Source organism: Mesorhizobium sp. WSM4904 (genome assembly GCF_029674545.1).
Classification (GTDB): domain Bacteria; phylum Pseudomonadota; class Alphaproteobacteria; order Rhizobiales; family Rhizobiaceae; genus Mesorhizobium.
This window is the reverse complement of record NZ_CP121354.1, coordinates 1,049,667-1,075,831: the sequence shown is the minus strand read 5'-3', so window position 1 is coordinate 1,075,831 and position 26,165 is coordinate 1,049,667. Positions and strand designations below refer to the sequence as shown.

Genomic DNA, 26,165 nt, shown 5'->3' with positions numbered 1-26,165 from the left:
GGCCGAGTGGATCCTGGTCGTCCTTTCGGACAGGCCGCGGCATGGCCCGGTCCCTTCCCACCGGTGAACCATCAACCTGAACAGTTGCACGGGGCTGTTCCAAGCAGACCCCGCACCACAGGAAGAGGCGTGGACATGATAGTGCAGAACTATGTCGGCTGCGACATCTCCAAGCAGTGGCTAGACTTTTTTGACGAGGCAAGCGGCCGTTTTCGGCGCATCGACAACCAGGCCGATGCGATCGCTGCCTATGTGGCAGGCCTTCGTCCCGGCCAAGACTTCGTCGTCATGGAGGCGACAGGCGTGCATGACCGGCTGCTGCGCCACGCGCTGGCCAAGGCCGGCGTGCCGTTCTCGCGGCACAACCCGGCCCATACCCACCACTATGCCAAGTCGACGAGACGGCGCGCCAAGACCGATCGTCTCGACGCCAGGATGCTGAGCGACTATGGCCGTCGCTATCAGCCGGCGGCCGAGCCGGCGCCGTGTGAACAAAACGAGCAGCTTCAATCGCTTGCCCGCTACCGCGACCATCTGGTCGAGATGCGGGCAACGCTGAAGAAGCACCTCGCTGAGGCCTTCGACGAGATTGTCATTGCCGACCTTGAAGAAACGATTGCCGCCTTCGACACACGCATCCATGCGCTCGAGAGCCGGATCGCCAACGTTATTCGTCAAACCGAGGACACCGCCCGCGATTACACGCTGATGATCTCCGTGCCGGGTGTCTCCAAGGTCGGCGCGCTCTCGCTCCTGGCGCACCTGCCCGAGCTCGGCCAGCGTTCACCCAAGGCGATCGCCGCACTCGCCGGCCTTGCCCCGTTCGACAACAAGAGTGGCAAGCTCAACCGCAGGAGCCAGATCCAGGGCGGGCGATCACGCGTGCGCCGCGCCCTCTATATGGCGGCCCTCACGGCCATCCGAACCTGCGACCGGTTCAAGTCCTTCTACAGCGCACTTGCCGCCCGATCAGGCTCCAAGAAACTCGCCATCATCGCCGTCGCAAGGAAGCTCTTGGTCGTCCTCAATGCTATCATGCGCGACAAAACCGCATTCGCATGAACACAGTTGCCATGCCGTGACGCCCGAGAGCCACGGCGGCGCAGAACGATCGGCGGCTGTGCCATCGCTTGTTCTGGACCGTGGCATTCTTCGTTGGATGGAACGGCATGGATTCCAGGGTCTACGCTTCGCTTCGCCCTGGAATGACGAAATTATCGAGCATCGCCCACTTCCCAGCGCCCCGTCTCCGCAAACCGCCTCAACAGCGGCGCCGGCTCGAAAATCGCCCGGCCTGTCTTTGCATGCCGATGCTCCAGCCGCTCGACGATCTTTGCCGCCCCTTCGAGCCCGGCCCAGAACATCGGCCCGCCCTTGCCGACCGGGAAGCCATAGCCATTGACCCAGACGACATCGATGTCGGATGCCCGCGCGGCGATGCCTTCTTCCAGGATTTTCGCCCCCTCGTTGACCAGCGGATAGAGCGTGCGCTCGATGATCTCCTCCGCGCCGATGGCGCGCGGCGCGATACCGCGGTCGGCCGCCTTGGCGCGGATCAGCGCCTCGACGTCCGGATCCCCAATCGGCTCCCGCGAGCCGCCGTCATAGCGGAACCAGCCGCGCCCGGTCTTCTGGCCGAAGCGGCCCTGCTCGCACAGCGTATCGGCGATCGCCGCCGTTTGGCCGCGCGCCTTGCGGTTGCGCCAGCCGATGTCGAGGCCGGCAAGGTCGCCCATCTGGAACGGTCCCATCGGCCAGCCGAAATCGGTGAAGGCCTTGTCGACCTGGCCGGGTGTCGCGCCTTCGAGCAGCAGGACCTCGTTCTCGGCGCCGCGCGCGGCCAGCATGCGATTGCCGACGAAACCGTGGCAGACGCCGACGACCACCGCCACCTTGCCGATGCGTCGCGCCAGATCGGCAACGGTTGCCAGTGCGTCGGGCGCCGTCTTTTCGGCCCGCACGATCTCCAGCAGCTTCATGACATTGGCCGGCGAGAAGAAATGCATGCCGAGCACGTCTTGCGGCCGCGACGTCGAGGCGGCGATTGCGTTGACGTCGAGATAAGAGGTGTTGGTTGCAAGGATGGCGCCGGGCTTGGCGACCGTGTCGAGCCTGCCGAACACCTCCTTCTTCACCGCCATGTCCTCGAACACGGCCTCGATGATCAGATCGCAGTCGCCAAGGTCGGCGTAGTCGGTGCTGCCCCTGAACAGGTCGAGCCGCTGCTGTTTCGCTTCTTCGCTCAGCGAACCGCGGCCGACCGAGACAGCGTAGTTCTTCTCGATCGTCGCCAGCCCGCGCCACAGCGCCTCCGCGCTCGTCTCCAGCAAGGTCACCGGAAAACCGCCATTGGCGAAGGCCATGGCGATGCCGCCGCCCATCGTGCCGGCGCCGACGATGCCGACGCGGGCAATCCCGCGCTTTTGCAGATCCTTGCCGGGCACCTTCGCCGCCTCGCGCTCGGCGAAGAACAGATGCCGCTGCGCCCGCGACTGGTCGCCTGAAACAAGTTTTGCAAAGAGCTGCCGCTCCGCGGCCAGCGCTTCGTCGAAAGGCAAGGTGATCGCATTGCGCACCGCCTCGGCGCAGGCAAGCAGCGCGTCGAGCCCGCGCGCCTTCTTGGCGAGGGCCGCCGCCTGCGCGTCGAAGAAAGCAAGATCGGCTTCGGCAAGGCGGCCATTGCGATCGCGGACCGGCACCAGCGGTTCACTTCGATCAGCCATTTCGCCAGCGAAACGAACTGTCTGCGCCAGCAGATCATCGTCGAAAACGGCGTCGACGAGACCCGCCGCCTCTGCTTCGCCGGCTGGAATCGGCGCACCCGAAACGATCATGTCGAGCGCTTTTGCCGCGCCTACCAGGCGCGGCAGGCGCACGGTGCCGCCGCCACCCGGCAGCAGGCCGAGCTTCACTTCCGGCAGGCCGAGCCTGGCGCCTCGGTCGGCGACGCGGAAATGGCACCCGAGCGCCAGTTCCAGCCCACCGCCCAGCGCCGTGCCGTGGATCGCGGCTATGGTCGGCTTGGCGATCGTCTCCAGCAAAGCGATGATGGCGCGCAGCTCCGGCTGCTCGACCGGCTTGCCGAATTCGGTGATATCGGCCCCGGCGACAAAGGTGCGTCCGGCGCAGGCGATGACGATGGCCTTGGCGACGGGGTCGTCGCGCAGCGCGATGAGCGCCTCGTAAAGCGGCTTGCGGACGTTAAAACTCAGCGCATTGACCGGCGGATTGTCGATCGTCACCACGGCGACGCCGTTCTCGTTTGCAACGCTGACGAAATTGGACAAACGGAACCTCCCCAGACCGGCTGCGATACGCAAGGGTTTACTCGGCCGCGCCATGAATGGGTACACCAACCGCCCTTGGCGCAGCAGTTCGGAAACTACCGCTGGCGCGCGACCTAAATCGCTATGCCTAAATCGCAATGTCTGCTGGCACAGCATGCAACAGCAGGATATATGAGGATAGTCTCAGGTCCAATATGAAGACAGCCTCAGGTTCAAAACATGAGGACAGCTTCGAGAATGGCTGTTGCGACAGTGCCGCAGCCACGCGCGCCGCAGCAAAGAAGAGGCCGTGATCGTGTTGCCGCCCTGATGGCGAGCGCGACGGAGCTGTTCGTCGAGAAGGGCTTCGACGCCACGACGATGAGCGAGATCGCCGCCAAGGCGGGTGCCGCCATCGGCACGCTCTATCTGTTCTTCCCGACCAAACAGGCGATGGCGCAGGCGATCCTGATGGCGCAGGCGGAAGAGCTTTCGAGGCAGCTCGATGCGCTGCGCGAACAAAGCGAAGGGATGCATGCGGCGACGATCGCCGACCAGCTGTTTGGACTGCTGGGCACCTTCATGGCCACGCATCCGGTCTATTCGGCATTGCTCGACCTGCCGGGCGACGATCACTGGCGCCGCGCCATGCGCGCTCGTCGCCGCGGCCAGATCGCCGCGTTGTTTGCGCAGGCTTATCCGCCTTTGCCGGCGGGACAGGCCGAGCGGCTGGCGGTGATCGTGCCGCAACTGATGCGCATCCCGTTGGCGCTGATCGGCGAGAAACCCCTGCGCGACGGCGTGCTGGACGAGCTGCGGCTGATGCTGAACAGGCATCTGGAGGCAGGCGAGGGGTGACGAAGGTGAGTGCGCTTAAAGCAATTCCGGGAAAGGTGTGAGCGGCTTTCCGCCCGGAATTGCGTAAAACAAGGAGATAGAGCGGTTCGCCGTTTCCGTGAAACGGTGAAACGCTCTAGCGCACGGCTTTCTCGCCGCCCGCCGCCGTGATCACGCCGACGATGATCAGCCCGGTCAGCACCAGGCGCACGCCGGCGCTGACGCCGAAGGTGTTGAGCATGGTCAAGAGCAGCACCAGGAACAGGCCGGCGCCCCAGACGCCCGGCACATTGGCCTTGCCGCCGGCGACCGACGTGCCGCCGATGACGACGACGGCGATCGAGGCGAGCAGATATTCGTTGCCGATATCGACGTTGGCGCCGCGGAAATAGCCGGCGAGCAGCGCCCCGTCGATGCCGCCCAGCGCCCCGCACAGCGTGTAGGTGAGAAAGCGGATGCGGCCGACATCGACACCTGCCAGCCAGGCGGCGCGGATGTTCTGGCCGATCGCCAGCACCGAGCGGCCATAGATCATGCGCTGCAGCGCGAGTGCCGCGCCGACGGTGAACAGCACCGTCAGCATCGCCAGCACCGGAATGCCAAGGACTTGCCAGTTGGTGAAATCGGCGAAGCCCGGCGGCGGCTTGATCTGCAGGCCGCGGCCGTAGCTGATGTCGACCGACTGGATGATGAAGCTCGCCGACAGCGTCGCGATGATCGGCGGGATGCGCAGCGCCCAGATCAGCAGATAGTTGATGGCGCCGATGGCCGCGCCGCAGGCGAGCGCCGCAAGCAGCCCGACGACGATCATGGAATCGCTGCCGCCCATCACCTTCATCGCGACCGCGCTCGCCAATCCGATATTGGCCGGCAGCGACAGGTCGACATTGCCGGGCCCCAGCGTGATGACGAACATCTGGCCGACGCCGACGATGACGGTGAAGACGGCCAGCGAAAGCGCCGCCGTGACCATGCCGCCGGCGCCGTAGCCGCCGGTGAAGGCAACGGTCGCCACCCACACCACGAAAGCGCCGACAAAGGACCAGAGCCAGGGTTTTTCGAGCAGCATGCGCAGCGATGCCATGGCTTACCTCTCCCTGCGGCTGATCAGCACCCGCGCCGCCAGCACGATGATCAGGATCGCGCCATTGGCGGCGACCTGCCAGTCGGGCGGGATATGCATGAAGGTCAGGAGCGGCGAGGCGGCCAGCGCCAGCGTCAGCGCGCCGATGACCGCGCCGATCGGCGACACGCGCCCGCCGACGAACTCGCCGCCTCCCAGAATGACGCCGGCGATCGACAGCAGCGTATAGCCGTTGCCGATATTGGCGTCGGCCGAGGTGGTGATGCCGATCAGCGCCATCCCCGACAGCGCCCCGAACAGGCCGGTCAGCGCGAAGAGCACGATCTTGGTTCTGAGCAGCGACCAGCCGGCGCGCCTCAGCGCCGCGGCGTTGCCGCCGGAGCCGCGCAGGATCACGCCATAGGAGGTGCGCATCAGGCCGAAATGCACGACCGCGGCGATGATCAGCGCCGCCAGGATCGGGAAGGGGATGTAAGGCGGCTTGAAGGACATGACCGCCAGCAGCCAGTCCGGTGCCTTGCCGCCGGGCTTCGGCAGGATGAGGATGGCGAGCCCCTGCCAGACGAAGCTCATGCCGAGCGTCACCACGATCGAGGGCAGGTTGCGCAGACGGATCAGCGCGCCGAGCAGCGCATAGACGGCGATCGAGCCGAGAAGCACAACGACGCCGATGAGTGGCGCATCCCTGAGCCAGGTCGCCGTGACGCAGCCGACGAAGCCGACGAAGGTGCCGATCGACAGGTCGAGCTCGTTGCCGGCGATGACGAACATCTGCGCGATCGTCGCCAGCGCGATCGGGATCGCCAGGTTGAGCATCAGGTTGAAGCCGAAATAGCTGATGGCGCGCGGGTTGAGCCAGGCGATGGCGAGCAGCACCAGCGCCAATGACAGCGCCGGCAACAGGCCGCGCAGCAGGCGCGCCCTAGCTGCGCTGCCGCGCGGTGAGGATTTCGGGAGCGTGCCGGGAGCGATCGCCGTCATCTCAGGCCGCGTCGCCGAACGAGGACTGGATGATCTTTTCCTCCGTCAGCTCGTCGCGGCCGAGATTGGCCACGATCCGCCCGTTCTTGAAGACATAGACGTGGTCGCAATTGTCGAGCTCTTCGGTTTCGGTCGTGTACCAGAGGAAGGTGCGGCCCTTGCCGGCCTCCTCGCGCACGAGGTCGTAGACCTCGAGCTTGGTGCCGATGTCGACGCCGCGCATCGGATCGTCCATCAGCACGATCTCGGCGTCGGAGCCCAGCGCGCGGGCAAACAGCGCCTTCTGCTGGTTGCCGCCCGACAGCGAATAGATGTTGTTGTTCATGTCCGGCGTGCGGATGCCGATCTTCCTCTTCCAGAACTCGGCCAGCTCGGCCTCGCGCTGCGGCGAGATCAACAAGCCGTTGCGCAGGCGCTGAAGCGAACGGATGCCGATGTTCTGCGCGATCGACCATTGCGCAAAAATGCCGTCCGACTGGCGGTCGCCGGCGACCAGCGCCATCGGGGCGGTCACCTCGATGCCGGCTCTGGCGCGTGAAGCCGCCGCGAAGATCGCGAGCAGCAGGTCGGTCTGGCCATGACCGGCTAGACCGGCAAGGCCGATGATCTCGCCCGCGCGGGCGACAAGTTCCTTGCCGTCCTGCTGCCGCGCCGGGCGCGCCCGCACCCTGAGCGCGCCGGCCTCGGTCTTGCGGGTCTCGGCGGCGGCCTTCTGATGTCCCTCGGCGCCGCCCATGGCGGCGACCAGCTTGTCGCGGTCGAACGCGCTTGCGGCATCGGCGGCGACGACCTTGCCGTCGCGCATCACGACGATGCGGTCGGCGTTCTGCAACACTTCGCCCAGCACATGCGAGATCAGGATGCAGCTGCCGCCCGCGGCGACGAAGCGGCGCACGAAGGATAGCAACTGCCCCGCCGTATGCGCATCGAGCGACGAGGTCGGCTCGTCGAGGATGACCAGATGCAGCGGCTCGCGGGTCAGCGTGAAGGCGCGCGCCACCTCGACCATCTGCCGCCGCCCGATCGAGAGGTCGCCGGCAATGTCGTCCGCCGAGATGCCGTGGCCCGGAAAGATCTCGTCGAGTTTGGCCTGGATCAGAGCGGCGGCCTTGCGCCGCCAGCCGAGGCCGGCGAGCGAGGGATGGTTGATGCGGGTGTTCTCGGCGACGCTGAGATTGGGGCAGAGCGACAGCTCCTGGAAGACGCAGCGTATGCCGAGCTCGAGCGCGCGCGCCACGGAATAGCTCGTTTCCTGATTGCCGCGCACGGCGATCTGCCCGCCATCGGGCCGCAGCGTGCCCGCCACCATATGCATCAGCGTCGACTTGCCGGCGCCGTTATGACCGACGAGCCCGACGCATTCGCCGGCGCCGACATGGAAGTCGACGCCGTTGAGGGCGCGGACGGCGCCGAAATGTTTCTCGGCGCCGTCCAGCCTGACGATATCTGCAATAGCCTGAAGCATCCTCAACGATATCCGGTTGGCGATGCGGCTGGCAACGTTTCCGCCGCTATTGCTTGATATTGGCCTTGATGGCCGCGACGGCTTCTTCCTGCGTGTATTCGTGGGTGGCGACGCCGCCTTCCTTGATCTTCGGCAGTGCGGCCTCGAAATCGTCCTGGGTGAAGGCGAGATAGGGCACCAGGAGATCGTGCGGAATGTCCTTGCGTCCGTCGAGCACCTGCTGCGCCACCCAGAAGGCGAGCGTCGACACGCCGGGCGCGATCGAGGCCGACCAGGTCTTGTAGCCGTCCTTCTCCTTCTGCTCCTTCCACCATTTCAGCTCGTCCTGGCGGTTGCCCATGATGATGGTCGGGCGCGGCTTGTTGGCGGCGGCGAAGGCTTGCGCCGCGCCGTAACCGTCGCCGCCCTGGTCGACGATGCCGACGACGTCAGGGAGCGACGGCAGGATGGTCGCCACCGCCTTCTGCGCCGTGGTCTGGTCCCAGTCGCCGGTGACCGAGCCGACGATCTTGAACTCGGGATGGGCGGCGACGCCTTCGAGGATGCCCGCATGGATGGCATCGTCGATCGAGGTGCCGGCCAGGCCGCGGATCTCCAGCAGATTGCCGCCCTTGGGCTGGAACTTTGCCATCTGCTCGACTTCCTGCTTGCCCATGTCCTTGAAGTCGACGACGACGCGGTAGGCGCAGGGCTCGGTGACGATGCCGTCGAAGGAGACGACGATGATGCCGGCGTCGCAGGCCTGCTTGATGGCGCCGTTGAGCGCATCGGGCGAAGCGGCGTTGATGACGATGGCGTCATAGCCCTGCAGGATCAGGTTCTGCACCTGAGCGGCCTGGGTCGGCACCTCCTTGTCGGCGGTGGTGAAGACGTCCGCCGCCGCCACCACCTTGTCGTCGACCGCCTTCTTGGTGACGATGCCGTAGCTGTCGAGCATCGCCTGGCGCCACGAATTGCCGGCGTAATTGTTGGAGAAGGCGATCTTCTTGCCGCTCGTGTCGGCAAGCGCCGTGCCCGAGGCGAGCATGGCTGCAAGGGCGCTCAGGACCAGTAGTTTCTTCATGTCATCATCCTCCCAGATGTGTTGACTGCTGCACTTTCCGTCGGCCTTGCGGCCGGCTTCACTCCAATCCGATCCGAGCGCTCACGCTCAAAAAAGCCTCAGTCCCGGCACGCGCACCCTCAGCCGGTAGAGCGACGTCGAAGCGGTGATGTAGAGGCTCCTCAGGTCGTCGTCACCGAAGGTGAAGTTCGCACAGTCTTCAGGCGTTGGAATGACGCCGAGAAGATCGCCGGACGCATCGAAGACATGGATGCCGCCGGGGCCGGTGCAATAGAGATTGCCCCGGCTGTCGATCTTCATCCCGTCCGGCGCGCCCGGCCCGTCCCCTTCCGTCACCGCCCACACCGCGCCGCCATTGAGGTCGCCATTGGCTTCCACGCCGAACACCCTGATGTGGCCGCGCTCGGTATCGTTGACGAAGAGCCGCGATTCATCGAGCGAGAAGCAGAGGCCGTTAGGCTGCGCGAAATCGTCGGCCAGCAGCGTCAGACGCGCGCCGTCGCCGTCGATGCGGTAGACACCCTGGTGGGCCAAATCCTGCGGTCTCGGCACGCCATAGAACTCCGCCCGGCCGTAAGTCGGATCGGTGAAATAGATCGATCCCCCAGTGGCCACCACAATGTCGTTCGGGCTGTTGAGCTGCTTGTCCAGGTAATGGGTGGCGAGCACCGTCGTCGCGCCGTTCGGTTCGGCGCGGGTGACACGGCTGGTCGCGTGCTCGCAGGTCACCAGCCGTCCCTGCCGGTCGAGCGTGTTGCCGTTGCCCATGTGGCTCGGATTGCGGAACAGCTCGATCTCGCCCGACGTGCCGAGGCGATACATGCGGCTTTGCGGAATGTCGGAAAAGACCAGCCATTTCTCGTAGGGATGCCACACCGGCCCCTCGATGAAGCCGTATCCGGTAGCCAGCCGCTCCATCGCCGCGTTGCCGACGACGTCGTCAAAGCCGGAATGGCGGGCGCGCGCCTGGATCGACATCACGGGCTCTTGGGTTCCCGCACCGGCTTGCCGGCGACGAACCAGTCGCTGCCCGGCACATCCTCGATCACCACCCAGATCGCTTCCTTGGGCAGCTCGGCGACCTCGCTGATCGCTTCGGTGACGCGGCGCGAGATCTCGTTCTTGCGCTTTTGCGAATGACCCTCAAGTATCCGTATGCTGACGAACGGCATGGCGCTTCCCCGGGATTTTGTTTGCCCGATATTTTCTTCTTGTCAGACAAAAGCCTAGTCGGGACATGAGCGAGGCGATAGCGGTCTAAGCGCATCGCCGACTGTGGTTTTGCACAGTCGGTCGCTTCGGGCGTTTTCCGGACTCGGCGCGATCAGTGATCCTGCAGCGGCGTCGCCTGCGCGAGCCAAGCGTCGAGCTGCTCCTGTTCGCGCCGCAGCGCGTCGATGTTGATCAGGCCGCGCGCCATGGCGAGATAGATCGCGCGGGTGCGCGAATTGAAGACCGACGCTTCGCCCGCGCCCTCCTCCGGCGGCACGATGCCGAGCTTGTCGTAGACATGCTTGATACGGCTCTGCGCGCCGCGGATCGACAGCCCGCGCCGGGCCGCGATCGCCCGGTCGGTGAGGCCGAGCGCGATGTCGATCAGGCTTTCATACTCGCCGTCGGTGATACCTTCGAACCGGTCCTGGACGCGATGCTGGATGCCGCGGATCTCGCGGTCGATGATGCAGTGTCCCTCTCGAAACACGCCGCGCAGCGCCGAGCGCATGCCTTCTTCGGTAGCCGATTTCAGCACATAGCCATAGACCGATCCCGGCGGCACGATGCGCGCCACGCCCCGCACATAGGCCTCGTCGGCGAAATTCGACCAGAACAGGATATGCGTGCCGGCGCGCCGGCTCCAGATGGCACGAGCCACCTCGATGCCTGTCGCCTTGGGCAGCTGCAGGTCGAGCACGACATGCGGCGGCTGCCGCTCGGCCGCCAGGTTGATGGCGTCCTCGCCGTCGCCGGCCTCGATCACCTCGACGTCGCCCGGCCACAATTGCTCGACGGTGCGCCGCGCGAAGGTGCGGTGCAGGCCGTCGTTTTCCGCGATCATCACCAACATCAGAACGCCTCCGCCACCGGCTTACCCTGGTTCGCCGCGGCGCCGCGCGCCGAAACCTTGCTCACCGCGGTCTCGCGGTCGATCTCGATGACGACCCGCGTGCCGCCCTTGCGGCTGGCCGGCTCGAAACGCAACCGCGCCCCGACAAGTGCCGCCCGCGTATGCATGTGGCCGATGCCGCCTTGGGCGGCAGGATCGACCGCGCCGCAGCCATGCCCGTCATCGGTGACGGTCACGCTGAACGTGGTTGCCGTCGAAGCCAGCTGCACCTCGATGCGGCTCGGTCCGGCATGGCGCACCGCGTTGTTGATGGCTTCCTGCACGATCCGATAGAGCGCCGTCCGCAGCGTTTCCGACAGGCCGTCGGCGCTGCCGTCGCTGGTGTCGGCGATGCGCACCGCGATTGGCGGCTTGGCCCTGGCGACGCTGCGGTTGAGATGCGCCTCGACCGCGTCGCGCAGGCCGAACAGTTCGAGCACGCTCGGCCGCATGTCGTCGACGATATGGCGCAGCTCCGCCAGGCAGCCCGCGACCTCCTGCTCGAGATCGGCAAGCTGGGCCGTGCGCGCCACACCGCGGCTGCGGAAGGCCGAGACCTGGCGCGCGATGCGGGCGAGGTCGGCGAGCGTCTGGTCGTGCAGGTCCATGGCCATGCGGCGGCGCTCGCGCTCCATGCCGGCGGTCAGTTGCGAGGCGCCGACCCTGAGCAGCTCCGCCCGGTTGCGCGCCTCGCTTTCGGCGAGCATGGCGCGGCGCGCTTCCTCGGTCTGGATCAGCGCGAAGATATAGGGCGCGATGAGATCGGCGCATTGCTGGGCGACGTCGACGTCCGCCTGCGTGTAGCAGCCGGCCTCGTGCCGGCTGATATTGAGCGCGCCGACCACGCTGCCGCGTGCCCTGAGCGGCACGATGATGCGGCTGCGCAGCTTGGCGGCGAAGATCGGCCCGTCGAAGGCGCCCTCGAAGTGGAAGCGGTCGTCGACAAGCGCATTGTCGGACAACAGATAAGGCGTCTCGCCCCGCAGCACGCGACGGATCGGGCTGCCCTCGACCGGATGCTGCGCCAGATCGCTCCAGCTGGTATGGAAACCGGCCTCGTAGCAGGCATGCATGCGCCCATCCAGCGACAGCACCGCCAGATCGATATGGTCGTGCGGGATGAGCGTGCCGATTTCGATCGCCGTCGCCCGGAACGCCGAGCCCGGATCGATATGGCCGGCCAAAGCCCGCGAGATCGCGAGCAGCCGGTCGATCAGCTGGGGAGATACCTCCGACATGTCTCCTCCCTTGCCGCCGGATGAATGCCGCGGAAAGGCACGCCATGCCGATACGGCGCGGCTGCAAGCCTTGTTTCGCGCATTCCTCCCTGCTTGCAAAATAGTGAGCGCTTGACGGTGCCCCTGTCAACGACGGCTGACGCGACGGTGGGGAGATCAACTTCAGGTGCGACGATTGAAAAGCCGCCGGCTCCTGGTCTAGGAACGATGGCAGGAGGCCAGTTGATGGCAGTGACGCCGACCGTTGCTCAGGGCGCCCCAGGGATACCCGCGCGCTGGACGTCAAGCGCCAAGAGCGGCGTCGGCACAGCGCTTTCGGCGAGAAGCCCGCTCTGGTTCACCATCAGCCACATATTGAACGAGATCTATTACCCGCGCCTCGACAGCACCTGCACGCGCGACATGGGGCTGATGGTCACCGGTCCTGGCGGCTCCTTCTCGGAAGAGAAGCGCGATACGCTGCACGTGGTCGAGCCCTTCGAGAGCGGCGTGCCGGCCTACCGCCTGGCCAACACGGCGGTCGATGGTTCCTACCGGCTGGAAAAGCGCATCGTTACGGATCCGAAACGCCCCGTCCTGCTGCAGGAAATCACCTTCGCGGCGCTCAAAGGCTCGGCTTCGGACTACCGCGTCTACGCGCTGCTCGCGCCGCACCTCGTCAATGCCGGCATGGGCAACACGGCCTGGGTCGGCGAGCATAAGGGAGAGCGCATTCTGTTTGCGTCAGGTCGCGGCGTTTCGGTCGCGCTTGCCGCCTCGCTGCCCTGGGGCGCCTGCTCGGCCGGTTATGTCGGCGTCTCCGACGGCTGGCAGCAGCTCCGCAGCGGCGGCGCGCTCGACCCGGCCTGCCAGCGGGCGGAGGACGGCAATGTGGCGCTGACCGGCGAGATCGGCTTCTCGGCAGGCACCGGCACGGCCTTGCTGGCGCTTGGCTTCGGCGCCTGGCCGGAAGAGGCGGCGGAGATCGCGCTGGCAAGTTTGGAGGACGGCTTCGAGGCTGCCGCGGAAACCTATGCCGCCAACTGGCGGAAATTCCAGGCCGGCTTGGAAAAGCTCGACCGGCAGGCCGCCTCCGGCCTCAACAGCTACCGTGTCGGCGCCGCGGTGCTCGCCTCGCATCTGTCGATCGCCAGGCCCGGAGCGGCCGTCGCCAGCCTTTCGATCCCCTGGGGGTTCAACAAGGGCGACGACGATCTCGGCGGCTATCATCTGGTCTGGCCGCGCGACCTTGTCGAGACGGCGGGCGGCTTCCTCGCCGCCGGTGACGCCAGGCAGGCGCTCGAGATCCTGACCTATCTCCGCTCGATCCAGCAGCCGGACGGTCATTGGCCGCAAAATTGCTGGTCGAGCGGAACGCCCTATTGGCCAGGCATCCAGATGGATGAATGCGCATTTCCGCTGCTGCTCGCCGATGCCCTTCGCCGTGCTGGCCATCTGCCGCGCGCGAAGCTCCGCGAGTTCCTGGCCATGATCGAAAGCGCTGCCTCCTATGTCGTGCGCAACGGCCCGGTCACCGGCGAGGACCGCTGGGAAGAGGACGCCGGCTACAGCCCGTTCACGTTGGCCGTCGAGATCGCGGCGCTGCTCGCGGCGGCCGACATGCTCGACGCTTGCGATAAAAATGAGCCGGCAAACTATCTCCGCGAGACCGCCGACTGCTGGAACGGGGAGATCGAGCGCTGGACCTATGTCACCGGCACCGAGCTCTGCGCCAGGGAACGCATCGATGGCTACTATGTCCGCATCGCGCCGCCCGACGCTGCCGGCGCCGCTTCGCCCAAGGACGGCTTCGTGCCGATCAAGAACCGGCCGCCCGGCGACGGCGACAGGCCGGCCGAAGCCGTCATAAGCCCCGACGCGCTGGCGCTGGTTCGCTTCGGCCTGAGAGCCGCCGACGATCCGCGCATCTTGAGCACCGTCAGGGCAATCGACGCCACGCTGCGCTGCGCTTTGCCGCAAGGTCCGCTCTGGTACCGCTACACCGGCGACGGCTATGGCGAGCACGAGGACGGCTGGCCTTTCGACGGCACCGGCCAAGGCCGGCCATGGCCGCTGCTCACGGGCGAACGCGCCCATTACGAGCTGGCCGCGGGGCGGGCCGACAAGGCGGCCGAACTGCTCGATACCTTCGAGCGCTCGGCGGGTGTGGGCGGCCTTCTGCCGGAGCAGGTCTGGGACAAACCCGACATAGCGGAGCGCGAATTGCGGCTCGGCGCGCCTTCCGGCAGCGCCATGCCGCTGGTCTGGGCGCATGCCGAGCACATCAAGCTGTTGCGCTCGCTGCGTGACGGCGCGGTCTTCGACCTGCCGCCGCAAGGCGTCGAGCGCTACATCAAGGGCAAGACAGTGTCGCCCTTCAGGATCTGGCGCTTCAACAACAAGATCCGCTCCATCCCCGCCGGCAAGGTGCTGCGCGTTGAGCTCGCCGCCCGCGGCGTGGTCCACTGGAGCAGCGACAAATGGCTGACGGTGCATGACGACAAGACGGCCGAAAACGCCTTCGGCGTCCATCTGGTCGACCTGGCCGTCGCCGGTTTACAGGCGGGATCGACGATCGTCTTCACTTTTTTCTGGCCCGAAGCCAGCCGCTGGGAGAATGTCGACTTCACCGTCGGCATCGATCTTTCGGACTAGATCATGGTCCCGAAAAGTGGGAACCGGTTTTCGGACCGAGACCATGATCAAAACGAACAGAGCCAGTAAGATTCTTTCCTCAAGCTATTAGGATGACACCATGCAGATCGGAATGATGGGACTGGGCAGGATGGGCGCCAACATGGTGCGGCGCCTGATGCGCGACGGCCACGAATGCGTCGTCTACGACATCAACTCGGCAAGCGTCGCCGGCATGGTCAAGGACGGCGCCATCGGCGCCGCCTCGCTGGAGGAGTTCGTCGCCAAGCTTGCCAAGCCGCGCTGCGCCTGGCTGATGCTGCCGGCCGCGATCACCGGCAGGATCGTCGACCAGGTGGCGGCGCTCATGGAGCCTGGCGACATCATCATCGATGGCGGCAATTCCTATTATCATGACGCCGTCGACCAGGCCGCGAAGCTTGCCACCAAAGGCATCAGCTTCGTCGATGTCGGCACCAGCGGCGGCGTCTGGGGGCTGGAACGCGGCTACTGCCTGATGATCGGCGGGCCTGATGAAGCGGTGCAGCACCTCGATACGGTCTTCGCCACGCTGGCGCCGGGCGCCGACCCGGGCTCCAACCCGCCGAAGGACGCCGGAACGGCGCCTTACGGCTATCTGCATTGCGGGCCGAGCGGCGCCGGCCATTTCGTCAAGATGGTGCACAACGGCATCGAATACGGCGTCATGGCCGCCTATGCCGAAGGCATCAACATCCTGAAATCGGCCAACGCCGGCAAACGCGACCGGACGGCGGACGCGGAAACCAGCCCGCTCGAAAATCCGCAATATTACCAATTCGACATCGATCTGCCCGCCGTGGCCGAGGTCTGGCGGCATGGCAGCGTCATCGGCTCCTGGCTGCTCGATCTCACCGCCGGCGCGCTGAAGAACGATCCGACGCTCGCCCAATACGGCGGTCGCGTCTCCGATTCCGGCGAGGGCCGCTGGACGCTCAAGGCGGCGATCGACACCGGCGTTCCGGCGCCGGTGCTCTCCTCGGCGCTGTTCGACCGCTTCTCCTCGCAGGGTGAATCCGCTTTTGCCGACAAGCTTTTGTCCGCCATGCGCTATGCCTTCGGCGGCCATGTCGAGAAGCCGAAGACCGGCGCGTGAGGGGAGAGGCGGCATGAGCCAGGAGAGGTCCGACACGCTGGTGCTTTTCGGGGCGACCGGCGACCTTGCGCACAAGAAGATATTTCCGGCGCTGTACCATATGGTCGCCAAGGGGACGTTGGCCGAGCCGGTGATCGGCGTCGCCTTCGACCCCTGGGACGTTGGCAAGCTGGTGGACCGTGCCCGCGACGGCATCGTCAATACGCTGGGCGCCGTCGACGACAAGGTGTTCGGCAAGCTCGCCTCGCTGCTGCGCTATGTCAGCGGCGACTATCGAGACCCGGCCACCTTCGAGAGATTGAAGACCGCGCTCGGCGCTGCGCAGCATCCGCTGCACTACATGGCCGTCCCTCCGACCATGTTCGAGACCGTCGTCCAGGGGCTGGAGCAGTCCGGCACCGCGCGCGGCGCGCGGCTGATGGTGGAAAAGCCGTTCGGCCACGATCTGCAGTCGGCGCGCTGGCTGAACCGCGTGCTGCATCTGGTGTTCGACGAGCAGTCGATCTTCCGCATCGACCATTACCTCGGCAAGGAAGCGATCCAGAACCTGCTCTATTTCCGCTTCGCCAATTCCTTCCTCGAGCCGATCTGGAACCGCAATTTCGTCGAGAGCGTGCAGATCACTATGGCCGAGGATTTCGGCATCGAAGGCCGCGGCAAGTTCTATGACGATGTCGGCTGCATCCGCGACGTCATCGAGAACCATCTGCTCAACATCCTTTTGCTTTTAGCCATGGAGCCGCCAGTCGGCCGCTCGGCCGACGACCTGATCGACGAGAAGGTGCAGGTGCTCCGCGCCATCCGCACGTTGACCAAGGACGATGTCGTGCGCGGTCAGTTCGACGGCTATCTGGCCGAGCCCGGCGTGCGGCCGAACTCCCCGGTCGAGACCTTCGCCGCGGTACGTTTCTTCGTCGACACCTGGCGCTGGCGGGACGTTCCCTTCTTCATTCGCGCCGGAAAGAACATGCCGGTGCACGCCACCGAAGTGATCGTGCGGATGAAGCGGCCGCCGCTCGACGTCTTCGACCCGATCAAGCCGGGCGATGCCAACTATGTCCGTTTCCGCATTGACCCGCAGGTGGCGATCTCGATCGGCGCGCAGCGCAAGATCGCCGGCGACGACATGGTCGGCGAGCAGGTCGAGCTCACCGCGCTCGACGACACCAAGGGCGACATGCCACCCTACGAGCGGCTGATCGGCGACGCGATGAACGGCAACGGCCAGCTCTTCACGCGCCAGGACGCGGCCGAACTCGCCTGGCGCATCGTCGGCCCCGTGCTTGGCGACACCACGCCGCCGCAAATCTACGAGCCGAAGAGCTGGGGACCGGCTGACGCCATGAACGGCTTCGGCCCACCCAATGGCTGGATCAACCCGACGAAATAATTCGGAGGCAACGGATGGCGAAAGCAACAAAACCGGCCGCGGCAGCAAGCGAGCAGATCGTGCTCACCATCGACGTCGGCGGCTCTCGCGTGAAGATCCTCACCAGCGCCGGCGGCGAGGTGCGCCGCACCGAGTCAGGGCCCGGCCTGACGCCCGAGCAGGTCGTCGCGTCGGTGAAGAAATTGGCCGAGGGGCTGGACTACGACGTCATTTCGATGGGCTATCCCGGCCCGGTCAAGGACAACAAGCCTTCGCTCGATCCCTTCAATCTCGGCAAGGGCTGGAACGGCTACGATTTCGCCGCCGCTTTCGGCAAGCCGGTCAAGGTCGTCAATGACGCGCTGCTGCAGGCGATCGGCAGTTACGAGGGCGGCCGCATGCTGTTCCTTGGCCTGGGCACGGGTCTGGGCGCGGCAATGATCCTCGACCATGTCGGCCAGCCGATGGAGCTTGCCCATCTTCCCTACAAGAAAGGTTGCAGCTTCGAGGACTATGTCGGCGAACGCGGACTGGTGAAGCACGGCAAGAAAAAATGGCGCAAATACGTTTTCGACGTCGTAAACAGGCTTCGTGCCGCCTTGCAGCCCGACTATGTGGTTATCGGCGGCGGCAACGTCGAAAAACTCGATGAATTGCCGGAAAAATCCAGGCGTGGCGACAACACCCGCGCCTTCGAAGGCGGATTTCGACTATGGCGCGACAAGGCGCTGATCGTCTGATATTATTTCATTCCAGTATAGTTGTTCAAAATAACGTGTAACCGCGCGACTGATCGTTGCGCTGGTCAGATTTGCCGACTAGGAATTCGCCGGCCTGCCGCATATCGCGTCGCCTGGACGCGGAAAAGGGATGCGGCAACGCCTCGATATATATCCTGATTTTCGGAACCATGCGGCATAGACGGAGGAATGACGTGGACGAGGACACCAACACACCGAAGGCGGCCGACCTGCTCGAGCTGACCGCTCATATTGTATCGGCCTATGTCGCGAAGAACAGCCTGCCCGTAGCAGGTCTGAGCGAGCTCATTGCCAGCGTCGCCGCCTCGATCGGCGGACTTGCTCAGCCGCAGGCACCGGCCGCGCCGCCGCCCACCCCCGCGGTCAATCCCCGCCGCTCGGTGACACCCGACTACATCATCTGCCTCGAGGACGGGAAGAAGTTCAAATCGCTGAAACGCCACATCGGCGTTCATTTCGGGCTGACGCCGGAAGCCTACCGCACCAAATGGGGGTTGCCGGCAGACTACCCGATGGTCGCCCCCAACTATGCGGCCTCGCGCTCGGAGCTCGCCAAGTCGATCGGTCTCGGCCGCAAGGCGGAAGCGGCGCCCGCCAGGCCTGCCAGGGGAAGAAGGGCGAAAGCCACCGCCTGAGGCAGAACCTGCCTCCGCCGCTGCGTCGGCGCAATTCCAGGAAAAGTGCGTAACGGTTGGGCTCGGCGCTTTCGCCGTAGCCTTCCGCCCAGGGATTGCCTGAAACGAATGGTTGAGAAGCCTGCCGGCGAATCCGCCTTGGCAGGCTTCTCACTTTTATGGCTTGGATAGGCCGAACATTTGGGGGAGCAGGCCATGAACTACGCAAGGATGGTGATCGAGAAGGAAGCGCCGGAGGAATACGGCTACGACCGGATCCGCTACAATCTTTCCGAAAGCTCGATCGCCGACCGGAAGTTCTCCGACATCGGGCTGTCGCTGCCCGATCTCACCCTGTTCTACGGCGAGCATCGCGGCGACAAGGAACTGCGCGCGCTGATAGCCGGCCAGGACGAAGGGCTGTCCCCTGACGACGTGCTGGTGACCGCGGGCGCCGCCGGCGCGCTGTTCATCATCGCCACCTCGCTGCTTTCGGCCGACGACCATCTCGTCGTCGTGCGGCCGAACTACGCCACCAACATAGAGACGCCCAAGGCGATCGGCTGCGCCATCGGCTATGTCGATCTCGATTTCGACAGCGGTTTCGCGATCGACGTCGAACGTGTCGCGGCAGCCGTGCGGCCGAACACCAGGCTGATCAGCGTCACCTGCCCGCACAACCCGACCGGCACGATGATGAGCCGCGCCGATCTCGACGCGCTGATCGCGCTTGCCGAAAGCCGGCGCTGCCGGCTGCTGGTCGACGAGACCTATCGCGACCTTTCCTATGGCGAGCGGCTGCCCTCGGCGGCATCGCTCAGTCCCGCCGCCATCGGCGTCTCCTCCCTGTCCAAGGCCTTCGGCATCCCAGGCATCCGCATCGGCTGGCTGGTCACCAGGGACAAGGCGCTGCAGGAGACTTTCCTCGCCGCCAAGGAGCAGATCGGCATCTGCGGCAGCGTCATCGACGAGGCGATCGCACGCGCCATGCTGGAACGCCGCGACGCCTTCCTCAAGTCGCTGCTGCCCGACATGGCGAAACGGCGCGACATCGTCCAGGCCTGGATCGACGGCGAGCCGCTGGTCGACTGGGTGCGGCCGAAAGGCGGTGTCGTCGGCTTCCCGCGGCTGAACGTCGACGCCGGCTTCGACCTCGACCGCTTCTACGCCAGGCTCCTCGAGGATCACGGTACCTATGTCGGCCCCGGCCACTGGTTCGAAATGCCGAAGCGCTTCTTCCGCGTCGGCTTCGGCTGGCCGAAGGAAGCGGAGCTGCGCGGCGGGCTCAAGGCCATTTCAGCCGCATTGAGAGGTTAATCCTCGTTCCATGGCGAATGAAAATTCCGGATTCCTTCATCCGGCGCGGATTTTTTGCGCGCGCAACGGGACGAACTGGGTTAAGGGTCTCCGGCCGGACCAGCGCCCGCCGTGGAAGTGCCCCGCCGGCCAATGCCGCAACGGGGCCCTTGAATCATGACCATCGAAGCAACTTCACCCGAACAGCGCTACGCTGCTTTCCGGCACCGACCGTACCTCAGCTACTGGACGGCGCGCTTCCTCACCACTTTCGCCACCCAGATCGTCTCTGTCGCCGTCGGCTGGCAGATCTATGACCTGACGCGCAATCCCTTCGATCTCGGCATCGTCGGCATCGTCCAGTTCCTGCCTTCGTTGCTGCTGGTGCTCGTCACCGGCGTCGTCGCGGACCGCTTCGGCCGCCGCCTGATCATGACATTGTCGTCGCTCGTCGAAGCCGGCTGCGCGCTCATGCTCCTGTTGTTGACGCTGCACGGCCTTGGCAGCCCGCTGCCGATCTTCATCGTGCTCGCCCTGTTCGGCATCGCCCGCGCCTTCTACGGGCCGGCATCGTCCTCGCTGGTCGCCAATCTCGTGCCGCCTGAGCATTTCGCCAATGCGATCGCCTGGAACTCGTCCGCCTGGCAGACGGCGACCATCGTCGGCCCGGTCGCCGGCGGCCTGCTCTACGGCCTTTCGGCGGAGGTGGCCTACGCCACCGCGGCGATCCTGATGCTCGTCGCCGCGCTTCTCGTCTTCACCATTCCCAAGCCCGCCCAGCAGACCGCCACCGACAAGCCGACGATGCAGACGCTGTTTGCCGGATTCGGCTATATCTGGAGCGAGAAGATCGTGCTCGGCGCCATCTCGCTCGACCTTTTCGCCGTGCTTCTGTCCGGCGCCTCGGCGCTGCTGCCGGTCTATGCGCGCGACATACTGGAGCTTGGCCCTTGGGGCCTCGGCCTCTTACGCTCGGCGCCCGGCATCGGCGCCATCGCCGTGGCGGTCTGGCTCGCCGGCCACCCGATCCGCGACCATGCCGGCAAGGTCATGCTGGGCTTCGTCGCCCTGTTCGGTGCCTTCACGGTGCTGTTCGGCGTTTCGACCATCACCTGGCTGTCGATCGCGGCGCTCGCCCTGCTCGGCGCCACCGACATGTTCAGCGTCTATATCCGCGAGACGCTGATCCAGCTCTGGACGCCGGACGAGGTGCGCGGCCGCGTCAACGCCGTCAACCAGGTCTTCGTCGGCGCCTCCAACGAGGTCGGCGAGTTCCGCGCCGGCACCATGGCGGCCTTGATCGGCACGGTTCCCGCCGTGGTGGTCGGCGGCATCGGCGCCGTCGCGGTTGCTGGGCTGTGGGCCTATCTGTTCCCGGCGCTGCGGCAGGTGAGGCATCTCAACAGCCGGAATTGATTGGGCGCCCGATCCAAGCCGCAGGATTCGACGCTGATATGAGGCCGGAAGCGGGCGGTCCGGTTCTGGGACGAACTGGCCAGAAAGGTGCCATTCCGTTGGCGCCCCATCTTGGCGGCAACAAGGACGGGTGGCGGGGCAGCCACAGGGTGGACATTTCAGCCCACATGGAAAATGATCATGTTGCCATGCACAACACTGCAGTGCTCTGATCTCGACGACAAGCCTTAGCGTAGAAGCGGATCAACCGACCTCCGGGTCCAGCGAGTGGGGACGCAAATGGACACCCCAGGGAATGGGCAATTGCATCGCGACGCGGCCGGGCGACCCCGTCGATCGCCCGGTTGGCTTGCCCGCGCCGCCGTGTCGGCGGCATTCCTGCTCGGCACGGCTTTCAGCAGCATTGCGTTTGCGCAGGACCAGCAGCTACCCGTGGTGACAGCGGCCAAGCCGGTGGTGCGTGAAATCGTCGAAGACGACGAGTTCGTCGGGCGCTTCGAAGCCGTCGACCAGGTCGCCATCCGTTCGCGCGTCAGCGGCTATCTGGACAAGGTCAGCTTCCAGGACGGCGCACTGGTCAACAAGGGCGACCTGCTCTTCACCATCGACCAGCGTCCGTACCAGGCGGCTTATGATGCCGCCAAATCGCAAGTGGACGTCGCCAAGAGCCTGCTCGAATTCTCCAAGATGCAGCTGGATCGCGCCAACGAACTTGCCAGGACCGGCAACATCTCGCCCGCCACGGTCGACGACCGCCGGCGGGAATACCTTTCGGCGCAGGCGCAGATGCAGGGCGCGACGGCTGCGCTGACGACGGCCAGCCTGAACATGGAATTCACCGAGATCAAGGCGCCCTTGTCGGGACGCATTGACCGCCGGCTGGTGTCGGTCGGCAACCTCGTGCAGCCGGATTCCACCTTGCTGACGACCATCGTCACGCGCGATCCGATCGACTTCTATTTCGACGTCGATGAGCGCCTGTATTTCAGCTACGCCCGCGACGCGAAGGCGCGTGGCGGCAGCATGCAGGAAGGCGGCGGCGGGCTCGATGTGGAGGTTCATGTCGCCGACCGCGAGCAGGCGGTATTCAAGGGCAAGCTCGATTTTGCCGAGAACCGGATCGACAACGCGACCGGCACCATGCGGGTGCGTGCGAGGTTTGCCAACCCCGACGGCATTCTCCAGCCAGGCATGTTCGGGCGCATCAACGTGCCGGGGTCGCTGCCGCATAGCGGCGTGCTGGTGCCTGACGAGGCGATCGGCGCCGATCAGGATCGGCGCATCGTGTTGCTGGTGGACGAGGCCGGAATGGTGTCGGCGAAGCCCGTGCGCACCGGACCGCTTCTCGATGGCTATCGGGTGATCCGCTCGGGCCTGACCGGCGCCGAGACAATCATCGTCAACGGGCTGATGCACGCCAGGCCTGGCACCAAGGTGAAGGTGGAGATGGTGACGTTGCCGCCCAAGACCGAGACCGCCGGGTTGCAGCAATGAGGTTCGCACATTTCTTCGTCGACCGCCCAATCTTCGCATCGGTCGTTTCGATCGTCCTGCTGATCCTCGGCGGGATTGCTTATACCCAGCTGCCGGTCGCGCAATATCCCGAGATCGCGCCGCCGACCATCGTTGTTCGCGCGCAGTATCCGGGCGCCGACGCCGAGACGGTCGCGGCGACGGTGGCAACGCCGATCGAGCAGGAGATAAATGGCGTCGAGGGCATGCTCTACATGTCGTCCTATTCGTCGGGCGACGGGGCGATGGCGCTGACCATCACTTTCAAGCTGGGCACCGATCTCGACCAGGCGCAGGTGCTGGTGCAGAACCGCGTGTCGGTCGCCGAGCCGCGCCTGCCCGAAGAAGTCCGCCGCCTCGGCATCACCACCACCAAGAGCTCGCCCGACCTGATGATGGTCGTGCACATGCTGTCGCCCGACAATACCTACGACCAGCTCTACGTCTCGAACTACGCCCGCTCGCGGGTGCGCGACATACTGCTCAGACTGGACGGCGTCGGCGACCTCATCATCTTCGGCGAACGCGAATATTCGCTGCGCATCTGGCTCGATCCGGAAAAACTGTCCGCCCTGGGGATGACCTCGGGCGATGTGGTGCAGGCGCTGCGCGACCAGAACGTCCAAGTGTCGGGCGGGTCGATCGGCGCGCCGCCGACCGGCACCGGCACTGCGTTCCAGTATACGGTCACCACGCAAGGCCGCTTCAACGACGCACGCGACTTCAGATACGTGATCGTCAAATCGACCGACGACGGCCGCCTGATCTCGCTGCAGGACGTGGCGCGCATCGAGCTCGGCGCCAAGGATTACGTCACCAACTCCTATCTCAACGGCAAGCCGGCGGTGGCGCTCGCCATCTTCCAGCGGCCGGGCACCAATGCGCTCGCCGCAGCCGCGGAGATCCAGGACAAGATGAAGGAGCTTTCCCGCGACTTCCCGAAGGGGTTGAGCTACGACATCGTCTACAATCCGACCGAGTTCGTCGCCGAGTCGATTCACGAGGTCTACAAGACGATCCTCGAGGCGATGCTGCTGGTCATCATCGTCATCATCGTCTTCCTGCAATCGTGGCGCATGGCAATCGTGCCGATCGTGGCGATCCCCGTGTCGCTGATCGGCGCGCTGGCGGTGCTTTACGCCGCCGGCTTCTCACTCAACATGCTGACGCTGTTCGGCCTCGTTTTGGCGATCGGCATCGTCGTCGACGATGCGATCGTCGTGGTCGAGAACGTCGAGCGCAATATCGCTAGTGGGCTGGCGCCCAATCCGGCGTCGCACCTAACCATGGACGAAGTCGGAACGGCGGTCATCGCGATCTCGCTGGTGCTGATAGCCGTGTTCGTACCGACAGCCTTCATCCCCGGCATTTCTGGGCAGTTCTACCTGCAGTTTGCGATCACCATCGCTGTGTCAACGGCGATCTCGGCATTCAATTCGCTGACGCTTTCGCCGGCGCTGGCCGCACTGCTGTTCAAGCCGCACCACGCTGCGGCGGCGCCGCCGCGCTTTTTCCTGGCGCGGTTCGGACGGGCGCTCGCCGACGGCTTCAATCGCGGCTTCGACAGGGTCGCGCATTGGTATTCGAGCATCATCCGCGTGCTGGTCGGTTCGCGGATAGCGATCGGCGCCATGCTGGCCGTTTTCGCGGCCCTCATCTACGCCACCGTCTACATGGTGCAGACGGTGCCGCGCGGTTTCATTCCGTCGCTCGACCAGGGATATGCGATCGTCGTCCTCCAGTTGCCGGACGGCGCCTCGCTGTCGAGAACCGATGCGGTCATCCAGCAGGCGTCGCAGATCATCCAGAAAACGCCTGGCGTCGACTACGCAGTCGCCTTCGCCGGCTTCTCCGGCGCGACCTTCACCAATGCCAGCAACGCGGGCGTGATCTTTGCCAGGTTCAAGCCGTTTGACGAGCGGCTGAAGGCCGGCCAGTCGGCGACGAAGGTCATCGGCAATCTGTTCGGCAGCCTGCAAAGCATCAAGGAAGCCTTCATTATCGCACTGCCACCGCCGCCAGTCCGCGGCGTCGGCAATGCCGGCGGTTTCAAGCTGCAAATCCAGGAGCGCAACAGCGCCGACATGCGGCAGATCTTGGCGCTTGCCTACGAAATCGCCGGCAAAGCCAACAAGACGCCGGGGCTGACGGGCGTGTTCACCACGTTCTCCGCCTCGAGCCCGCAATTCTTCCTGGCGATCGATCGCGACAAGGCGCGCATCCTGAACGTGCCGATCCCCAACATCTTCGAGACGCTGTCGATCAATTTGGGCACCGCCTATGTCAACGACTTCAACGCTTTCGGGCGCGTCTACCAGGTGCGGGCGCAGGCCGATCAGGCGTTCCGCCTCGATCGCGCCGACATCTTGAAACTGAAGGTGCGCTCGGCGACCGGCGCGCTGGTTCCGCTCGGCACGTTGATCGAGATCCGCGATGTCACCGGTCCGGCGCTGGTCCAGCGCTACAACATGTACGTCTCGGTGCCGTTGCAGGGCAACGCCGCGCCCGGCGTTTCCACGGGCGACGCGCTGGCATTGATGGAGGGGATCACGGCAAAGACGCTGCCGGCCGGTACCTCCTATGAATGGACCGAGCTCGCCTATCAGGAGCGCAACACCGGCAATGCCGCTGTCTATATCTTCGGACTGTCGGTGCTGTTCGTGTTCCTGGCGCTGGCGGCGCAATATGAAAGCTGGGTGCTGCCGTTCGCCATTGTGCTGGTGGTGCCGCTCGGCGTGCTCGCGGCGTTGCTGGGCGTGACTTTCCGAGGGCTGGACAACAACATCCTCGTGCAGATCGGCCTCATCGTACTGATCGGGCTTGCCGCCAAGAACGCGATCCTGATCGTCGAATTCGCACGGCAAGCGCAGGAACGCGGCCTGTCGGCCGCCGAGGCTGCCGTCGAAGCCTGCCGCCTCAGGCTGCGGCCGATCCTGATGACCGCCTTCTCGTTCATCCTCGGCGTCGTGCCGCTGATGATCGCAACAGGCCCGGGCGCAGAAATGCGCCAGTCGCTCGGCACCGCGGTGTTCTCCGGCATGCTCGGCGTCACCTTCGTCGGCCTGTTCCTGACGCCGGTGTTCTACGTCACGCTCAGGTCGCTGTTTTCACGGCGCAAGCCGCATGCCGAGGCCGGGCCTTCGGGGCCGGCAGAGGCGCCAGCGGAGACGGCTGCCGAGTAGCGCAACCGCGACCTCCGGAGTCCTCGCTTGCGATGTCTGCTTTCAGGACGCGGCAGCTGATCTCTACGGACGAGATGAGCCCGGCAACCGACGGTCCGGTATCGGTCGGAGCCTTCGACAAGCTGCCGTTCAGCTACTGTAAGCGGTCCTTCGCGTCCCAAGCCTATAATGCTGGCGCGTGTCACGACGTCCGCTCTGAGGGGGCGGCAAAGTTCACCTGAACGACCGA

20 protein-coding genes are annotated in these 26,165 nt (G+C 65.3%); 11 read left to right on the top strand and 9 right to left on the bottom strand.

Annotated elements, in window-relative coordinates; translation table 11 throughout:
- The first annotated feature begins 135 nt into the window (after positions 1-135).
- Complete coding sequence (locus tag QAZ47_RS05115) at positions 136-1,062, top strand: IS110 family transposase (protein WP_278233774.1); 927 nt, start codon at positions 136-138, stop codon at positions 1,060-1,062.
- A 152-nt stretch (positions 1,063-1,214) separates the two neighbouring features.
- On the opposite strand, the gene QAZ47_RS05110 is transcribed toward QAZ47_RS05115, so the two are convergent.
- Positions 1,215-3,287: a 3-hydroxyacyl-CoA dehydrogenase NAD-binding domain-containing protein gene (locus QAZ47_RS05110; protein WP_278232733.1), complete on the bottom strand. Its 2,073-nt coding sequence runs from the start codon at positions 3,285-3,287 to the stop codon at positions 1,215-1,217.
- A gap of 237 nt (positions 3,288-3,524) precedes the next feature.
- On the opposite strand from QAZ47_RS05110, the gene QAZ47_RS05105 reads away from it, so the two are divergent.
- Positions 3,525-4,124: a TetR/AcrR family transcriptional regulator gene (locus tag QAZ47_RS05105; protein WP_278232732.1), complete on the top strand. Its 600-nt coding sequence runs from the start codon at positions 3,525-3,527 to the stop codon at positions 4,122-4,124.
- A 115-nt stretch (positions 4,125-4,239) separates the two neighbouring features.
- Here QAZ47_RS05105 and QAZ47_RS05100 read toward each other — a convergent pair whose 3' ends face one another.
- From QAZ47_RS05100 to QAZ47_RS05065, 8 genes are all read right to left on the bottom strand, one after another.
- On the bottom strand, positions 4,240-5,187 hold the full coding sequence (locus QAZ47_RS05100) for an ABC transporter permease (RefSeq protein ID WP_278232731.1): 948 nt from the start codon (positions 5,185-5,187) through the stop codon (positions 4,240-4,242).
- Positions 5,188-5,190: 3 nt separating this feature from the next.
- A complete protein-coding gene (locus QAZ47_RS05095) occupies positions 5,191-6,168 on the bottom strand; it encodes an ABC transporter permease (protein ID WP_278232730.1) in 978 nt (325 codons plus the stop codon).
- 1 nt (position 6,169) lies between these two features.
- Positions 6,170-7,633 (bottom strand): sugar ABC transporter ATP-binding protein, encoded by a 1,464-nt coding sequence (locus QAZ47_RS05090; RefSeq protein WP_278232729.1) that lies wholly within the window; start codon positions 7,631-7,633, stop codon positions 6,170-6,172.
- Positions 7,634-7,679: 46 nt separating this feature from the next.
- Complete coding sequence (locus QAZ47_RS05085; protein ID WP_278232728.1) at positions 7,680-8,696, bottom strand: ABC transporter substrate-binding protein; 1,017 nt, start codon at positions 8,694-8,696, stop codon at positions 7,680-7,682.
- 87 nt (positions 8,697-8,783) lie between these two features.
- Positions 8,784-9,674 carry an SMP-30/gluconolactonase/LRE family protein gene (locus tag QAZ47_RS05080; RefSeq protein WP_278232727.1) on the bottom strand — a complete coding sequence of 297 codons (891 nt, stop codon included), beginning with the start codon at positions 9,672-9,674 and terminating at the stop codon, positions 8,784-8,786.
- A complete protein-coding gene (locus tag QAZ47_RS05075; RefSeq protein ID WP_128159948.1) occupies positions 9,674-9,868 on the bottom strand; it encodes a 4-oxalocrotonate tautomerase family protein in 195 nt (64 codons plus the stop codon). Before QAZ47_RS05075 ends, QAZ47_RS05080 begins: the two co-directional genes overlap by 1 nt.
- 152 nt (positions 9,869-10,020) lie before the next feature.
- Positions 10,021-10,761, bottom strand: a complete 741-nt coding sequence (locus tag QAZ47_RS05070) for a response regulator transcription factor (protein WP_278205907.1) — start codon at positions 10,759-10,761, stop codon at positions 10,021-10,023.
- Complete coding sequence (locus tag QAZ47_RS05065) at positions 10,761-12,038, bottom strand: GAF domain-containing protein (protein ID WP_278232726.1); 1,278 nt, start codon at positions 12,036-12,038, stop codon at positions 10,761-10,763. Before QAZ47_RS05065 ends, QAZ47_RS05070 begins: the two co-directional genes overlap by 1 nt.
- A 225-nt stretch (positions 12,039-12,263) precedes the next feature.
- Here QAZ47_RS05065 and QAZ47_RS05060 point away from each other — a divergent pair, with 225 nt between their 5' ends.
- The 9 genes from QAZ47_RS05060 to QAZ47_RS05020 all read left to right on the top strand — a co-directional run bounded on the left by QAZ47_RS05060 (position 12,264) and on the right by QAZ47_RS05020 (position 25,936).
- On the top strand, positions 12,264-14,672 hold the full coding sequence (locus QAZ47_RS05060; RefSeq protein WP_278232725.1) for a glucan 1,4-alpha-glucosidase: 2,409 nt from the start codon (positions 12,264-12,266) through the stop codon (positions 14,670-14,672).
- A 100-nt stretch (positions 14,673-14,772) separates the two neighbouring features.
- Positions 14,773-15,786: a phosphogluconate dehydrogenase (NAD(+)-dependent, decarboxylating) gene (gnd, locus tag QAZ47_RS05055; protein ID WP_278232724.1), complete on the top strand. Its 1,014-nt coding sequence runs from the start codon at positions 14,773-14,775 to the stop codon at positions 15,784-15,786.
- Between the two features lie 13 nt (positions 15,787-15,799).
- Positions 15,800-17,176 carry a glucose-6-phosphate dehydrogenase gene (gene zwf, locus QAZ47_RS05050; RefSeq protein WP_278232723.1) on the top strand — a complete coding sequence of 459 codons (1,377 nt, stop codon included), beginning with the start codon at positions 15,800-15,802 and terminating at the stop codon, positions 17,174-17,176.
- A gap of 14 nt (positions 17,177-17,190) precedes the next feature.
- A complete protein-coding gene (locus tag QAZ47_RS05045) occupies positions 17,191-17,895 on the top strand; it encodes an ROK family protein (protein WP_278232722.1) in 705 nt (234 codons plus the stop codon).
- Positions 17,896-18,089: 194 nt separating this feature from the next.
- Positions 18,090-18,551, top strand: a complete 462-nt coding sequence (locus QAZ47_RS05040) for a MucR family transcriptional regulator (RefSeq protein ID WP_278205899.1) — start codon at positions 18,090-18,092, stop codon at positions 18,549-18,551.
- Positions 18,552-18,746: 195 nt separating this feature from the next.
- Positions 18,747-19,847: an aminotransferase class I/II-fold pyridoxal phosphate-dependent enzyme gene (locus QAZ47_RS05035; RefSeq protein WP_278232721.1), complete on the top strand. Its 1,101-nt coding sequence runs from the start codon at positions 18,747-18,749 to the stop codon at positions 19,845-19,847.
- Positions 19,848-20,003: 156 nt separating this feature from the next.
- Positions 20,004-21,242, top strand: coding sequence for an MFS transporter (locus tag QAZ47_RS05030; protein WP_278232720.1), 1,239 nt, complete (start codon positions 20,004-20,006; stop codon positions 21,240-21,242).
- Positions 21,243-21,521: 279 nt separating this feature from the next.
- Positions 21,522-22,736 carry an efflux RND transporter periplasmic adaptor subunit gene (locus QAZ47_RS05025; protein WP_278232719.1) on the top strand — a complete coding sequence of 405 codons (1,215 nt, stop codon included), beginning with the start codon at positions 21,522-21,524 and terminating at the stop codon, positions 22,734-22,736.
- Positions 22,733-25,936, top strand: a complete 3,204-nt coding sequence (locus QAZ47_RS05020; RefSeq protein ID WP_278232718.1) for a multidrug efflux RND transporter permease subunit — start codon at positions 22,733-22,735, stop codon at positions 25,934-25,936. The genes QAZ47_RS05025 and QAZ47_RS05020 overlap by 4 nt, the downstream gene beginning before the upstream one ends.
- Positions 25,937-26,165 lie beyond the last annotated feature (229 nt).

Coding starts and splice junctions, on each gene's coding strand:
- QAZ47_RS05115 (WP_278233774.1), top strand. CDS start 136: ATGATAGTGCAGAACTATGTCGGCTGCGACATCTCCAAGCAGTGGCTA.
- QAZ47_RS05105 (WP_278232732.1), top strand. CDS start 3,525: ATGGCTGTTGCGACAGTGCCGCAGCCACGCGCGCCGCAGCAAAGAAGA.
- QAZ47_RS05100 (WP_278232731.1), bottom strand. CDS start 5,187: ATGGCATCGCTGCGCATGCTGCTCGAAAAACCCTGGCTCTGGTCCTTT.
- QAZ47_RS05095 (WP_278232730.1), bottom strand. CDS start 6,168: ATGACGGCGATCGCTCCCGGCACGCTCCCGAAATCCTCACCGCGCGGC.
- QAZ47_RS05090 (WP_278232729.1), bottom strand. CDS start 7,633: ATGCTTCAGGCTATTGCAGATATCGTCAGGCTGGACGGCGCCGAGAAA.
- QAZ47_RS05085 (WP_278232728.1), bottom strand. CDS start 8,696: ATGAAGAAACTACTGGTCCTGAGCGCCCTTGCAGCCATGCTCGCCTCG.
- QAZ47_RS05080 (WP_278232727.1), bottom strand. CDS start 9,674: ATGTCGATCCAGGCGCGCGCCCGCCATTCCGGCTTTGACGACGTCGTC.
- QAZ47_RS05075 (WP_128159948.1), bottom strand. CDS start 9,868: ATGCCGTTCGTCAGCATACGGATACTTGAGGGTCATTCGCAAAAGCGC.
- QAZ47_RS05070 (WP_278205907.1), bottom strand. CDS start 10,761: ATGTTGGTGATGATCGCGGAAAACGACGGCCTGCACCGCACCTTCGCG.
- QAZ47_RS05065 (WP_278232726.1), bottom strand. CDS start 12,038: ATGTCGGAGGTATCTCCCCAGCTGATCGACCGGCTGCTCGCGATCTCG.
- QAZ47_RS05060 (WP_278232725.1), top strand. CDS start 12,264: ATGGCAGTGACGCCGACCGTTGCTCAGGGCGCCCCAGGGATACCCGCG.
- gnd (WP_278232724.1), top strand. CDS start 14,773: ATGCAGATCGGAATGATGGGACTGGGCAGGATGGGCGCCAACATGGTG.
- zwf (WP_278232723.1), top strand. CDS start 15,800: ATGAGCCAGGAGAGGTCCGACACGCTGGTGCTTTTCGGGGCGACCGGC.
- QAZ47_RS05045 (WP_278232722.1), top strand. CDS start 17,191: ATGGCGAAAGCAACAAAACCGGCCGCGGCAGCAAGCGAGCAGATCGTG.
- QAZ47_RS05035 (WP_278232721.1), top strand. CDS start 18,747: ATGAACTACGCAAGGATGGTGATCGAGAAGGAAGCGCCGGAGGAATAC.
- QAZ47_RS05030 (WP_278232720.1), top strand. CDS start 20,004: ATGACCATCGAAGCAACTTCACCCGAACAGCGCTACGCTGCTTTCCGG.
- QAZ47_RS05025 (WP_278232719.1), top strand. CDS start 21,522: ATGGACACCCCAGGGAATGGGCAATTGCATCGCGACGCGGCCGGGCGA.
- QAZ47_RS05020 (WP_278232718.1), top strand. CDS start 22,733: ATGAGGTTCGCACATTTCTTCGTCGACCGCCCAATCTTCGCATCGGTC.